Origin of the sequence: Methanosaeta sp. UBA458 (genome assembly GCF_002496085.1) — an archaeon.
Taxonomy (GTDB): Archaea; Halobacteriota; Methanosarcinia; order Methanotrichales; family Methanotrichaceae; genus Methanothrix; species Methanothrix soehngenii.
In genome coordinates this window covers 1-13,925 of the sequence record NZ_DAIK01000077.1, presented here as the reverse complement: position 1 = coordinate 13,925, position 13,925 = coordinate 1, and the positions used below count along the sequence as shown (strand labels likewise).

Annotated in this window: 11 protein-coding genes; 7 read left to right on the top strand and 4 right to left on the bottom strand. The window is 46.7% G+C overall.

What is annotated here, in order from left to right; translation table 11 throughout:
* The 4 genes from BP822_RS05370 to BP822_RS05355 form a co-directional block, all read right to left on the bottom strand.
* On the bottom strand, nt 1-991 hold a 991-nt coding region (locus BP822_RS05370; RefSeq protein WP_286877895.1), incomplete at its 3' end, for a cobaltochelatase subunit CobN.
* 162 nt (nt 992-1,153) lie between these two features.
* A complete protein-coding gene (locus tag BP822_RS05365; protein WP_286877894.1) occupies nt 1,154-2,338 on the bottom strand; it encodes an ABC transporter substrate-binding protein in 1,185 nt (394 codons plus the stop codon).
* Between the two features lie 81 nt (nt 2,339-2,419).
* Nucleotides 2,420-3,469 (bottom strand): ABC transporter substrate-binding protein, encoded by a 1,050-nt coding sequence (locus BP822_RS05360; protein WP_286877893.1) that lies wholly within the window; start codon nt 3,467-3,469, stop codon nt 2,420-2,422.
* 71 nt (nt 3,470-3,540) lie between these two features.
* Nucleotides 3,541-4,476: a nucleoside recognition protein gene (locus tag BP822_RS05355; protein WP_286877892.1), complete on the bottom strand. Its 936-nt coding sequence runs from the start codon at nt 4,474-4,476 to the stop codon at nt 3,541-3,543.
* A gap of 590 nt (nt 4,477-5,066) precedes the next feature.
* On the opposite strand from BP822_RS05355, the gene BP822_RS05350 reads away from it, so the two are divergent.
* The 7 genes from BP822_RS05350 to BP822_RS05320 all read left to right on the top strand — a co-directional run.
* The gene (locus tag BP822_RS05350; RefSeq protein ID WP_286877890.1) at nt 5,067-6,281 is read left to right on the top strand and encodes an ABC transporter substrate-binding protein; all 1,215 of its coding nucleotides are present in this window, start codon (nt 5,067-5,069) and stop codon (nt 6,279-6,281) included.
* Between the two features lie 3 nt (nt 6,282-6,284).
* Entirely contained in the window at nt 6,285-7,544 is a 1,260-nt protein-coding gene (locus BP822_RS05345) for an ABC transporter substrate-binding protein (protein ID WP_286877889.1), read from the top strand.
* Nucleotides 7,545-8,783, top strand: a complete 1,239-nt coding sequence (locus BP822_RS05340) for an ABC transporter substrate-binding protein (protein ID WP_286877888.1) — start codon at nt 7,545-7,547, stop codon at nt 8,781-8,783.
* A 75-nt stretch (nt 8,784-8,858) separates the two neighbouring features.
* Nucleotides 8,859-10,478: a nitrogenase component 1 gene (locus BP822_RS05335; protein WP_286877886.1), complete on the top strand. Its 1,620-nt coding sequence runs from the start codon at nt 8,859-8,861 to the stop codon at nt 10,476-10,478.
* Between the two features lies 1 nt (nt 10,479).
* Nucleotides 10,480-11,655, top strand: a complete 1,176-nt coding sequence (locus tag BP822_RS05330) for a nitrogenase component 1 (protein ID WP_286877885.1) — start codon at nt 10,480-10,482, stop codon at nt 11,653-11,655.
* Nucleotides 11,652-12,503 carry a nitrogenase iron protein gene (gene nifH / locus BP822_RS05325; RefSeq protein WP_286877884.1) on the top strand — a complete coding sequence of 284 codons (852 nt, stop codon included), beginning with the start codon at nt 11,652-11,654 and terminating at the stop codon, nt 12,501-12,503. The genes BP822_RS05330 and nifH overlap by 4 nt, the downstream gene beginning before the upstream one ends.
* A 198-nt stretch (nt 12,504-12,701) precedes the next feature.
* On the top strand, nt 12,702-13,925 hold a 1,224-nt coding region (locus BP822_RS05320), incomplete at its 3' end, for an ABC transporter substrate-binding protein (protein ID WP_286877883.1).

Below are 13,925 nucleotides of genomic sequence, written 5' to 3'. Positions count from 1 at the left end.
TCTTTTTGGCGGCTACGGGCACCGCTATCAGCATTCCGTCGAATTCGGGCATGGCAATGCTCATGCTCACATCCATCGGATTCAAACCCTGAAATGACTCCCTCCACTCCTCCTCGGTGTTGTAGGTCAGTATGGCCTTAATCACTGGAACGCCCAGCTTTTCGAAGAATGGTTTGTCAAAAAGCTTCTCCTCATCCCTGGGCTTCATGGTAAGGGAGAACATGAGGGTGGAGATCAGGGCGTCTATCACCGGCTGCCCGTCTTTCATGAAATAGTTATCAATCACCCATTCGGCGCCCTTGGTCCCGAGCTCCACATCCTTCAGGCTGTAGAGAAAGACCGGGATGACGTTGGCATCTCTTCTCTCGATCTCCCTGATCAGGCTATCGACAAACCTCAGGTTGTCGGCCTGCCAGAAGCCGTTGTAAAACCACAGACCAATTGTGGGCCTGCCTTCTTTGTAGTTCTTCCGGAAGTATTCATCAAGCGTGGCAATGTAGCCAAAGTCCGGGTGGTATATCCCCTCCCAGGGAGGCCTCTTCGGCTCGCCGACCTCGTAGCTTGTGCCGAGGAATTGATTCAGGCAGTAAAGGAGCAGGTTCTTGGAGTTATCTTTTCCCCCATAGGCAAGATAGCGGAATATCGAGGTATGCACATCTCTACCTACCGTTGAGATGCTCATGAGCTCAGGGTCCAGCTTGGACGTATCCTGGGCGTACATCGGAACATTTGCATCTCTTAGTCTACCGGCTATCTCATCGAAACTGCCAAGGATCGCCTTGCCGCCGTGAAGGCTCAGTATTGCCAGATCCGACCCGACTGCGAAGCTCATGAAATCGTCCATGGTCTTTGGATCGGCCAGATCATCTTTGGATCGGAGAATGACCTCTGCCACATCACCTTTTTCTGTCTCCAACTCCTCGAGCGCTGTTATTAATGGGAATACGTCAAGCCCTGTTGTGCTGATATATGCGATCTTGATCTTCTTCATATTGACATCGCCATTTTTATCTCGGTTATCGTTTGAAATTTTGAAGCCGGTACATCCATGAGATGTGCTCTTTCCCACATCACATTATTTTGAATTAAAGCAAGTCAAATTGATTTAATAATCTTTCGGTTAGTCGTCTGCAAAAAGTGGAACAAAGATCGATCACAGCTCAGGAAGGACGAAAGCCTTATGCTCGCTCAGGTCGTATTCGTAGCCTACAAAATCGAGATACTTCTGGTGAACCTCTTCGGGATCAAAATCGGCCAGCAGATCCGGGTAGAAGATCTTTGCCAAATAAGATACGCCGATGATGTGCCTGGCTCCATCGATGAGCGGGCCGTAGAGGACGTAAACCCTGCCATTCTTGACCGCATCTATGTCTTTGCCGCCCGGTCGTTCTATTACCGTCTCCCTGACCTTTTCCATCTCCGAGGTGTCGTCATTGATGTAGCCGCCGGATGAAGTGGAGCTTCCATGACCGTAGAGCTTTACGATGATCTCAGGGTTTGCCTGCAATATAGTCTCCTGATCGATTGTGGGATACTCTGCCGAAAGGCTAGCGAATACGTTATTGCCACCGGCCATCACAATATCTGAATGATAGCCAGATCCATTGGCTGCAGTGCCGAATTCACCTGAGTGCTCAAAGTAAACGCGCGGCCTCTTCTCATCAGGGACGCTGTCCGTCTCTTGATGGATCTGGTTCAGGACTCCCTGGTAGAAGCCGATATAGCCCCTTGACTCTTCATCCTTCTCCAGAATCCTGGCCAGCTTCTCCACCTCTTCCACATACGATTCGGGGCGGAAGAGGTCCACCCGGAAGATGACCAGGTCGGGATTGCTTGCCTTGAGCTTCTTGAATGTCTCATCCTTGGTGAAGATGGTGTTTGAATAGTCGAAGACCGCATCAGGATCAAGCTTGATCACTTCCTCCAGATCGGGCTCTGTAACCTCGCCCACGTCTGGCAAGCTTTTAACCTCCGGAGCGATGAGCGGGTCTTTTTTCAACGAGACCGCTATACCAATTATCCTGTCGGTGGCATTTAGGATCTGCATAACCTCTGAGACCTGGTTGTTGAAGACCACTATCCTCTCTAATGGTTTATAGACTGTGATCTCGCTCCCCGTTGAATCGGTCACCTCGATAGGGTATTTATCATGTATCAGCTCAATTTGCATAAACTCATCAGAGCTGATCTTGCCGCTTTTCTGGTCCTCCTTCGCAGCGGCCAGCTCATCCTCGGAGACCGTATGATCTCCATTGCGATCTCCAGGAACCTGTAATTCTGAGGCAATCGCAGTCGATGATGCTATCGCCAAAAATAGGATGACGCATATGCTGGCCATTTTTAGAAGCTGAAATCTCTTTCCCATATAATCACTCTTGCACTTTGATTAAGAAGATCTTTAGCATGATTTTTTAATAGCTCACAGAGCCCATACATTTTCAAGGTCAATGCCCAAGAATTTCTTTACATATTCGCGGTTATACTCTTCAGGATCAATATCCTGGAACAACTCCGGGTGGCACCATTTGGCCCAGTAGAGAAGGCCTATGGAGAACCGCAGTCCCTTGAACAAACGCCATCCCATGACGTGCACTCTTCCATCCTTTACGGCTGCTGTCATGTTCAAAACGGGGTCGTTTGAGTAAGACTCCTTCACTTCAATGAGGGGTTCAGGAGTTGGTTTTATTTTTGAGCTCGTAATCCAATGAACGATCACCTGAGGATCTTGATCCAAAACCCATTCAGGATCCACTGTAACTGATGATTCTCCAGGAAGCTCTGAGCCAATGCTTTTTGCTCCAATAACGCTCAAATATGGTTCCATGCCGCCATCTTTGCCAAATGTTGTCCCGCCACCGGTAAGATACAGAGAAGTCATTTGATCGGAACTTATGCTGCTGGTCCTTTCTGCAATCAAATCCATTGTGGAATTGTGAAATGCAAGAAACTCTTTTGCATTATCTTCCTTGCCGAGAATCCTGCCCATAAGCTCAACATCTTTCTCAAAAGTTTGAATTCTGTTGCACTCGCAGACGACAAAGGGGATTCCCATGCCTTTCAGCTCATCTGCCACTCCATTCTCAAGTGAGGATTTATACCCCAAGACCACATCGGGATTCAAATCTGCAATCTTCTCAAAGTCTGGCTCCTGGCTGCCCCCGGCATTTGCTGCTTTCCCGAACATCTCTCCTATTTCTGCGTAACCGGGTGCGCTTTTTTCCACTCCCACCACCTTATCGAGAGCACCCAGTACAACCGCCAGTTCGCAATTGTCGGCTGTGAGCAAGACAACTTTGTTAACAGGATGCGGAATCACCACCTCTCTCCCTGCCGAATCGACAATAGTTATGTTCTCCGACGCAGCCTGTGCAGCACAGCTTGCGCATAAAACAGTTGCTGCAGCCATAAGCAAAATCAAGGTGATCGATATGCTTAGAGCTTCCCTCAATAGATGTCTTCTGAGTCTCATGACCATCACCTCAAATCAACAAAATTTGAGTTAAGACTAGTAAATTTGATTAATAAATCTTTTGGTAAATGTCAGTCCATCATCAGCAAAACCAACAGGAAAAAAAGCCGCACAAGGATGCTTATTCCTGTGGAGAATACCACTACATAAAGGCCCAAACGCATCCCGAAAATCGCTGTGTAGTTTGGGACCGTGGTTCGCAGTGCAAAGATGGGGAGCATGAACATCGATCCCAGCATGAGGACGATCATGGCCTGGACTGCGGATATGCTGCCGCTATGTATCATGGGGCCGAGCAGGGATATTCCCAGCACAGGGCTGGCCACATAGCTGGTTAGTGGCACAATGATCTCTGCAGGAAGTCCGAAGAGGGCTGCCAGAGGAATAACGTCAAAGGCCTGGAAGAATCCCTCGTCAGTTAAATAGAAAACCAGAAGCGTCATGCAGAAATAAGCCAGAGCTATCTTTGAAAAAATGCGCGTTTGTCCCCGCAAAGCCTTGATGGATGCAGATCCCAGGTTGCCGGACTTGATGGCGGGGATCTCGAAGCTCCCATAGGATCTCTCTTCCAAAAAAATGCGTCCCAGAAGGATTACCAGGAAGAGCTTGACCAAAACTGTAACCAAAAAAACCATACCATAGAGCCCGCCTACCAGCAGGCCTAAGGCCGGAATGACTATAGGTATCTGGTAAGTGAATATCTCTCTCAGGTAAAAAGGTATGCCGTTCATAACTGCACATAGTATAACCTCGCTGTCCGTTAAGGCTCCCTCTTTCCTAAACCCGGCAACAACTCCATTTGCAGCAACAGTGGAGCCCAGTGATACGATAAAGGCAGATGCATTGGCCTCGGGCAAATGGGCCACCTCTACTAAGGGTCTTGCAAAGCGGGATATGTGAGTCACGATTCCCATTTCCATCATGAAGCCCGCCAGGAACAGACCTAAGAAGATCATTCCCAAGACGGGAAAGACGAAGTCTAGGGTCTTAAGCAGTAGGTGGATCATTTATGGAAGCAATCGGGCAGATATTGATAAATATTTCCATCGAAAAATTCAATTAACATACTTATTTAGCCAACAGGTTTATGTATTGCTATGCATTAAGACAAGTTATATTGTGTTATAACAACTAAAATTGATAAAATGTAATACCCCAGCGATTCCTTCCATGACGAGGCATCGATTCAGAGGTGATGTGCGGCATGGCAGATCGCGTATTCATTTATCCACCATTGGAGGAGAGTTAAATATTGGGGACGAATAGCTCCCAACATTTTGTATAAAATTATTATTTAGATACTGCCTTGATTTCATGATTTTTTAAGACTGTGATTCCTACCGAATTTGAATTTCAGGATATTATAAAAGCCGTATCACCGCAAACCTTAAGTAAAGTAGAATTGATTTAAGTAAAACATAACGGATTAAGACATCGATTGACATGTGGTGAGGGCACAACACTAGGATGGAGGATCTCTTGCCATTAGACACCCGCGATCGAGGAGTTATGTCGGATGTGAAGACGAACTTGGGTGCTAGAGTGAGCTCTTTGAAAAAGCACAGAAAATCTGAAATTGAGAGACAGGAGGAATAGGATGAGTATAAGCAGAAATATATTAAAATTGTTGATGGTGGGAATCTGCATGTACATTTTAACGACGCCGGCTCTTACAAAGGATTTCCTGGTTCCTGGAGATATTAATGGAGACAAAAAGGTGTCTGATGAGGAGCTCAAAGGAGCAGAGGCGTCTTTAAGGAACGGAGTTATAACTGCAGATCAGTTTGAGGCAATTAGGACAATCCACGATAAGTACCCCAGGACGATTAACGACACCCTTGGACGGACGATAACGGTCTGGAAACCCCTTGAAAGAATAGTCATCGTCCACCACAGCATGGCCGAGAACTTCAGGTCCTTGAATGCTCAGGATAAGCTGGTCGCCATAGATGATTATATTAAAGAAAATCCGGTTTACTTCCAGGAAATCAGCAATCTTCCATCTATAGGGACTATTTCATCCCCCGACCTGGAGGCCATTTTAGAGCTCAATCCTGATGCAGCAATCTTTTATGCCACTGGTGCTAATGAAAGCTGCAACAGCCTACAATCCACGCTGGAATCGGCAGATCCCAATATTACAGTGATTCGCATGGATGGTTACAAAGAACCCTATTTTATAACCGAGATGGAATCATTAGGCATGATCCTGGACAGGGAGAAAGAGGCAAAGGAGTTCGTTGACTTCTATAATCAGGTACTGGATCCGATAAAATCTCATGGCAGCTCTCTTTCTGAAGATGATAAGGTACGAGTCTACATGGAAGGTTCTGACGATCACGAGACATGTGCTCAAGGGGCTGGCTTTGAGCCGAACTTATTGATGGCAAATGCCAGAAATATATTTTCTGATGCCCTCGTTCAGCACCCAAAGGTCTCTGATGAAGATGTCATTGTTAGGGATCCGGGCACCGTTATTAAGATATGGGGATACACGCTGCCTGGCGTTGGTGGCTATGAAAGCGATGACGTGGCCAAAGTAAAGAATATTAGAGATGAAGTCTTAAATCGCCCTGGTTGGAACGACATAACCGCGGTGGAGAATAACAAGGTCTATGCCTTCTATAACAATTTAATAATGGGCTCTCAGCATTTCATAGGCATAGCTTATCTTGCCAAGATATTCTATCCTAAAGACTACCCAGACCTCGATCCAAAAGCGATTCATCAGGAATACCTGACCAGATTCCAGCATCTGGATTATGACCTGGATAAGCACGGCGTATTCGTCTACCCACCATTGGAGGAATGATAAATGAAAATTGCATCTTTTTTGCCGATGTTCATGGCATCGGTAATGATGGTATCGATCATGCCTGGATTTGCATCCAGTACGCTTAGCATCTTCGGGAATGCAAATTTGGATGACACCATTGATGAGGAGGATATAGCTTACGTGAATGGCATCATCAAAGGAACAAATGCTCCCACAAACTTCAGCGATGCCAACTACGACGGCAAAGTCGATAATCTTGATCTCGATCAGATCGAGAAGATCATAAGCGGCGAGGAAAAGGCCCTTACGCTGATAGATTCTGCGGAGAATATCGTCACAGTAAAAAAGCCGCTCGGAGAGTTGGTTGTCCTCCTGGGTCCAATCCTGGAGCCTATGCGCTCAATCAAAGTGGATGAGGATAAAATAGTGGGCGTTGGCACTTATATGAAAGAGGATAACGTGTTCTATCCGGAGTTCAACGCATCTCAAGGCCTCGGGTCAGTCTCATCCCCCGATTACGAGGCGATATTGGAGCTGCATCCTGATACCGTCTGGATTTATGCGAGCGTGGGCAGCTCATCCAGCTACGATGAGATTCAAAATAAGCTCGCTGAAATAGATCCGAACATAACCGTTCTGCGGATTGATGGCTATAGACCATCCAATCACATTGACGAAATTCGAAAGATGGGCTATATTCTCGGAAGACGAAACGATTCTGAAGAGTTCATCGATTTCTATAGCGGTGTAATGGACACTGTCAAAGAAAGGGTGGAAACGCTATCGGATGATGGCAAACCAAAGGTGTATTTTGAGGCCAGTCCTGAGACTGATCCTTACATGACATGTGGCGAAGGGGCAGGGTATCATGAAAAGATCGTGCTTGCAGGCGGATACAATATTTTCAGTGATCTTAAGGACTACCCTTTAGTGGACCCGGAAGACGTGATGAAACGCGACCCAGATGTCATAATCATTGTAGCCCGTGGAAAGAGCGGATACGAATCCGATGATATGGCCGAACTCACCCGTTTAAGGGAACAGATCATGGGCCGGCCGGAGCTGGCCAACGTCACTGCAGTCAGGGACGGTCGGGTTTATGTGATCAGCAACGACCTGTACGGGGGGGCGCAGCATTTTATAGGTGTTGCGTATCTGGCAAAATGGTTCTACCCGGAGCTTTTCGAGGATCTGAATCCAAAATCAATCCACCAGGAATATTTAACCCGATTTCAAGGGTTGGATTATGACTTAAACGAGCACGGCGTTTTCGTCTATCCAGCACCAGGAGAGAGCTAGATGAGCAAATTGCCATTGCTATTTCTTTTTTTGCTAACACCGATAGTGCTGTTGGCAATCATGCCTGGATTTGCATCCGATTTTACGCTGGAAATCTTCGGCAATGCTAATATGGATGATACAGTAGACGAGATGGACATAACCTATGTGGAAGAGATAATCAGCGGCAACAAGGAGGCAACAGAGCTGGCTGATGCAAACTGCGATGGCAAAATAGATGAAAGTGATTTGGATCAGATAAGAAGGATCATTGCAGGGGACGAAGAGAACCTGACAATAATAGATAGCTACAAACGAGTAGTGACCATAAAGAAGCCGGTAGAACGAATTGTTTCTATATCCATATATAATTTTGAAGCATTAAGGATGTTAGGCGAGTTGGACAGGGTAGTTGCAATTGAGAACAACGCCAAAGAGAAGGGATTGTACTTCCCCCAAGCAGCCGAACTACCTTCTATAGGCGGCTATCCCCCAAATGCAGAGGCGATATTAAAATTCCAGCCGGACCTGCTATTGGGCGCAACCTCATGGACCAAGGAGCTTTACGATGAGCTTCCCGACATCTCGATCGTGGGACTTGATTTCACATCCAAGACGCCCTTTTCCTTTGCTGAGGAAACGACAAAGCTCGGCTATATACTAAACAGCAGGGATGTTGCAGAAGAATATCTAGACAACTTTGAGAACAAATATATTAAAACCATTGAGGATCAAACGGAAGCTCTATCCGATGAAGAAAAGCCCAAGGTGTATGTGGAATCATCATCTGGGAAGTATAAAACCAGCGGCAATGGATCCGGAGTTCAAACATTCCTTGAGATAGCAGGAGGAAGGAATATATTTCAGGATTCGCCCAGCTATCTAGAGGCTGACGCCGAATCGGTGATTGAGAGGAATCCTGAGATCATAATTAAGTATTTAAGAGACGGTGTCGGGTATCCTGCGGATAACTTCTCGGTCATGAGGGACGCCAGAGACGAAATTTTGAACCGGCCCGAGCTTGCCGATGTTACTGCCGTCAAGGAAGGCAGGGTTTACATCATCGACGAAGGGCTTTCCTACGGCTTCGATCATCCGATTGCTGTGGCGTACATAGCCAAGTGGTTGCACCCGGAGCTGTTTGAGGAATTAGACACTTTGGCAATGCATCAGGAGTTCATTGATAAATACTGCCCGGGACTGGACTTCGATGTGTACAAGCAGGGCACATTTGCATATCCAGATGAATCCAGGCTGTAGAAAAGGGCAGTGAAATGCCCCTTTCCACACCTTTTTAGAAGCAAACGATCAAGCGGCGTCTTTCATGGTGATTTGATGAAACAGGCTGATTTAAGCATATCTAACGAAGCTGAAGATGACGGATCTCGGCAAAATGATGCACCTAGGCGAAACGGCGATTATGATGACATACGGTACAATCTTTTATCAGATAGGACCTTCCTGGATATACATGGATGCACATCGAGATTAGCTCACTACCACGGAATCGACTGCAAATTATCCGGCTCCGTCTATGTTGTCTCAGAGATAGAGGGGGCGCTTCCCCTGATACACGGAGTTAGCGGATGTGCCTTTCACCAGCGTCTGAGCCCGCGCAAGCTCTATTCCCCTGTTTATACTATGGCCTGCACCAACCTGGTGGAGGAGGACATCATCTATGGGGGAGAAGAGAAGCTTAGACATGGCATATACGATGTCTACAATCGATATCGTCCTAAGTTGATTGTAGTTCTCCCCACCTGTATATCGGGATTGATGGGAGAAGATGTGCATAGTATTATCAGGGATGTCAAAGACGATATCCCCTGCAACCTGGTTTTCGTGCCCTCAGAGGGTTTTGCCCATCGAGACCACGATTCCATCGACTCCATAATGCAGTATGTGGCTACTTCATGGAAAAACACTTCCCAACAATTTGATTTCAGAGGCTGCGGCCAGGTGGATATGCTGGCATCTCTCGCTGAGCAGCTGATGGAAGAGCAGGATGTAATCGAGAATTCGGTTAACCTTGAATCGAATGGAAGATACACCTATGGCTTCAACCTCGAACTACAGGAGGTCGGACGCATATTGGGCCAGATGGGAGTCAGCATAAATGCGGTTCTTCCCACCACAACAGTTGAGAGAATAAGGCAGGCTCCTGCCGCCCAGCTGAACATAGCAAGGTCCCGAACCGACAAGTGGGCAGCCTATATGAGGGATGAATTCGGGACAGACCAGATAAAGAAGTGGCCCCATAACTCCGGAATCGAAGGCACGGCGAGATTCTTGCAGGATGTGGGGTCAAGGCTCGGCCTGGATGGCGAGGCCGAAGCTGTAATCGATGTAGAAAAGAAGAGAGCTGCAAAAGATCTGGCCAAAATTCGACGAACTCTTTCCGGACACAGCTTCGCCATATTATCCCAGAATTTGATATTCAATCCCCACCGCATGAAGGTATACCTTAACGATCTCATGCTTCCTATTAAATATATTTGCATCGATTCTCTTGTGCTCAACCGCCTGAAGGTATCTCAAGAGACTCGAGATATGATGATGAAGAACATGTACGGCATATTTGATGAAATGACCCCCGGTTTTCAGGTATTGATCGATCCTTCTGCAGAGGAGTTACATAAGGTGTCTAAGGAAGTGGACTACGTATTGGGCGAGTTCATAACATCCCCCATTCATGAAAAAGTCAGTGAAATACCCGTATTGGACATGTCTTTGCTGTGCAATTTGCTCTATAGAACCAGCTTCAGCGTTATCGTTGAGCTAGGGAGACATTTGGTCCAGAAAATAAATAAACCGCAAATAAATGATCGCCGCCTGATTGTCTCCAGACTCAAATACAATTCTCCTTATTATCCAATGCTCGATGATCCGAGAATCTCGTCCTCCATAGGCATGTGGCACGGCATATGGAGGGCAACCTCCTCTGGAGGCTGCTAGAATGGATGGCGGGAGATTCTTTGGAGCCTTTCGGGCCTGCTCAGGAATAACCGATGCTGTGGTACTTAACCACGTCCCTGTGGGATGCAACTGGGGGGTGGGCATGTTCAATAACATTTCTTCGCAGCCTGATATCAGACATGCCTGCACTGTCGTGCATGAGAGGGAGATAGTTTTTGGAGGAGAAGAGGCCCTCAAAAGGGCCCTGAGGCTTGCAGACAAGACTTACGACGCGCCGCTGCTGGTGGTCATATCAGGGGACGTTCCTTCCATAATCGGGGACGACGTTCAGTCGGTGATCGATTCTCTCTCGCTGAAGAAGGATGTGTTGTGGCTGGAGGCAGCAGGCTACAAAGGGTCCATGAGAAACGGGTACGAGGATGCCCTCTTGAAGCTCGGATCGTTGATGAAGGAGTGCAATGTAAAAAAGCGTTCAGTCAACCTGATTGGCCTTTGCCCCGATGATTTCAAGGTCCATGCGGATTTGAAGGAGATAAAGAGGATCATAGAAGCTCTGGGTATCGGCGTGAACAGCACGATATCGATGTGCAGCCTCGAAGAATTTTGTGCTGCTCCTGCTGCGGAGCTGAACGTCGTGATGGGTCAGGGAGCAAAATTGGCAAAATATATGAAAAACGAATTCGGCGTACCCTATATCGAGGTCGATTATCCCTACGGCCTTGAGGGATCTATGAAGTTTACGGAGGCGTTATGCGGGAATCTGGGCGTGGAATACGGCGGGGAAAAATATCTTGATTTGGAGCCATTTGAAAGGACATACCTCTATCTGCATGAAATGTACGGCACTAGTGTATCGGTTACTGGCGATTTTCGCTGCAATCCAATGGCCGACTTCCTGGAAAGGGAGCTGGGATTTGAGATAGAGGTTAAATCTTGTTTTGAGGAAGATCGCTCATCATTTGAAGAAAATGTAAGAAACTCCAATACCATGATGCTCTTTGGGAGCAGCTTTGAGCGCGGACTGGCCAGAGAGCTTCAGATTCCTCTCATGAGGTTCGTCTATCCGGTATTCGATCAGGTTTGCATGTGCGACTACGCTCCTTATGCCGGATTTAGAGGAGCGGCTTATCTGACTGAGAGCATAATCAATTCCGTGATGGGGTTCGACGGCAAATCCAGAAATAATTTTAGTTATCAAGAGATGATGTCACAATGAGAAAGTTCTGCGTATACGGCAAAGGTGGGATTGGAAAGTCCACAATGGTTTCAAACATAGCGGTAGCTTTGGCGGAAAACAGCCAACGCGTAATGGTTGTGGGATGCGATCCAAAGGCTGATTCGACCCGCAACATAATTGGAAAAAGAATTCCGACTATTTTGGATGCATTTCGTGAAAAGGGCCCTGGTAGGATGAAGCTGGAAGAGATTGTTTTCGTCGGATTTAACGGCGTATATTGCGCCGAGTCCGGTGGGCCCGAACCTGGCATTGGCTGTGCCGGCCGTGGGGTTATCACTGCAGCCGAGATGCTGGCCCGTCTTGGCGCCTTTGACGACCTTGACCTGGATGTGCTGATATACGACGTTTTGGGAGACGTGGTTTGCGGCGGTTTTGCAATGCCTTTGAGAAACGGCCTGGTTGACGATGTCTACATTGTCACGACCTGCGACTCCATGTCTATCTACGCCGCAAACAACATTTGCAGGGGAATTAGGCGCTTTGCGGTGAGGGGCGAGGTCCTCTTGGGCGGCATAATTTACAACGGAAGGAGCGTCGTGGACGAGCCGTCTATAATCGACGGATTTGCTGGAAGGCTGGGAAGCCAGGTCGTGGGAAGGATGCCCATGAACGATCTCATTCCGAGGTCTGAAATCCACCACAAAACCGTAATAGAGTATGCACCGGATTCGAATATTGCAGAAACATTCAAGAAGATCGGAAAAGCCATAGTCGAAAACCGGAAAAAAGCTGTTCCTGAGCCGTTATCCGATGAGGAGCTAAACGAGATCAATAGAGAGGTTGAGGATCTATTCAGAGAGAAAACCCTAGCACGGCAGTCTGCTTGATGCCTTATCGAGACAATTGACCATATTTTTTTGATACAACCAACAGATTTATGTACGACATCGGTTTAAAACAAATTAGATTGCGTTATAACAATTAAATTTGATAAAGCAAACTGCCATAGCGGTTTCAACTATGGTAAGGTATTGACGCCAGGATGGCGATCGGCTTGGCTTACAGCTGGTTAAGAGGTGGCTAAAGTGAGAAGGATAGACTGCACACTAGTGATGCTATGCGTGTCGCTGATAATTGGATCTGCGGGCGCATCTGACTACACCCTGGAAATTTTCGGCAATGCAAATATGGACGGGACAATAGACGAGAAGGACATCGCATATGTGGAGGGAATTATCAAGGGAGCAAATGCGGCCACTAATCTAAGCGATGCCAATTACGACGGAATAATAGATCCCTTGGACGTAGAACAGGTAGAAAAGATCATAAGCGGAGAGGAAACGAAGCTGGTCCTTCTGGATTCTGCAAGCAAGATTGTGACTATTAAGATGCCTGTAGAGAAGATCATCCCACTAAACAGAAACGCTGCTGAAGCATTAAAGACGATTAAAGCCTCAGACAGGATTGTTGGAGTTAGTGACGCAGCCATAAGGGAGAAGTCTTACTTCCCAGAATTTCAGGAGATTCAATGTGTTGGATCGGCGTCATCACCAGATTTTGAAAAAGTTTTTAGTCTAAATCCGGATCTGGTCATCTATTATGGGGGACGGGCTGACTATGAGACCATCAACGAGACAATCAAGACGGCTAATCCCGAAATTAATGTGATAGGTCTAGACTGCTACAAACCCGAAACTTGCGTAGAAGATATCACGAAGCTCGGATACATAGTAGGGAATGTCGAAGAGGCTAAGGAATTCACTAATTGGTACAACGAAAATATGGATAAAATACAGAATATTGTTAAAGATATACCTGAAGAAGAGAAACCAAGAATATATGAAAGCAATGGCGCTGCGAGTACATTCTATCGAACTGGCGGTTTTAGTTCAACTCCACATAATTTAATAGTCATGGCTGGAGGAAAAAACATCTTCGAAGATATGGAGGGGGATGCAACAGTCGATCCAGAAGCACTGGTAGAAAGAGATCCTCAGTTCATCGTATGGAAGATCACTGAAATTGGCGGCTATTCTCTGGAAAAGGGTAATATAACCAAGTTTGAAGAGATAAGAAAAGGGATCTTGGACCGCCCCGAATTGGTTAATGTCTCTGCTATCAAAAACGACAATGTCTATATTCTATCCAAAGACGTATTCTTTGGAGGAAGATACTTCCTGAGCATCGCCTATATGGCAAAGTGGTTCCACCCAGATCTCTTCAAGGACCTTGACCCAGAGGCGATACATCAGGAGTATCTCACCAGGTTCCAACATCTGGATTACGACCTAGTGTCGCGTCAACTATTT

What these genes read in the sequence shown, in the direction of transcription:
- BP822_RS05365 (WP_286877894.1), bottom strand. Translation starts at nt 2,338, where the DNA reads ATGGCCAGCATATGCGTCATCCTATTTTTGGCGATAGCATCATCGACT.
- BP822_RS05360 (WP_286877893.1), bottom strand. Translation starts at nt 3,469, where the DNA reads ATGAGACTCAGAAGACATCTATTGAGGGAAGCTCTAAGCATATCGATC.
- BP822_RS05355 (WP_286877892.1), bottom strand. Translation starts at nt 4,476, where the DNA reads ATGATCCACCTACTGCTTAAGACCCTAGACTTCGTCTTTCCCGTCTTG.
- BP822_RS05350 (WP_286877890.1), top strand. Translation starts at nt 5,067, where the DNA reads ATGAGTATAAGCAGAAATATATTAAAATTGTTGATGGTGGGAATCTGC.
- BP822_RS05345 (WP_286877889.1), top strand. Translation starts at nt 6,285, where the DNA reads ATGAAAATTGCATCTTTTTTGCCGATGTTCATGGCATCGGTAATGATG.
- BP822_RS05340 (WP_286877888.1), top strand. Translation starts at nt 7,545, where the DNA reads ATGAGCAAATTGCCATTGCTATTTCTTTTTTTGCTAACACCGATAGTG.
- BP822_RS05335 (WP_286877886.1), top strand. Translation starts at nt 8,859, where the DNA reads ATGAAACAGGCTGATTTAAGCATATCTAACGAAGCTGAAGATGACGGA.
- BP822_RS05330 (WP_286877885.1), top strand. Translation starts at nt 10,480, where the DNA reads ATGGATGGCGGGAGATTCTTTGGAGCCTTTCGGGCCTGCTCAGGAATA.
- nifH (WP_286877884.1), top strand. Translation starts at nt 11,652, where the DNA reads ATGAGAAAGTTCTGCGTATACGGCAAAGGTGGGATTGGAAAGTCCACA.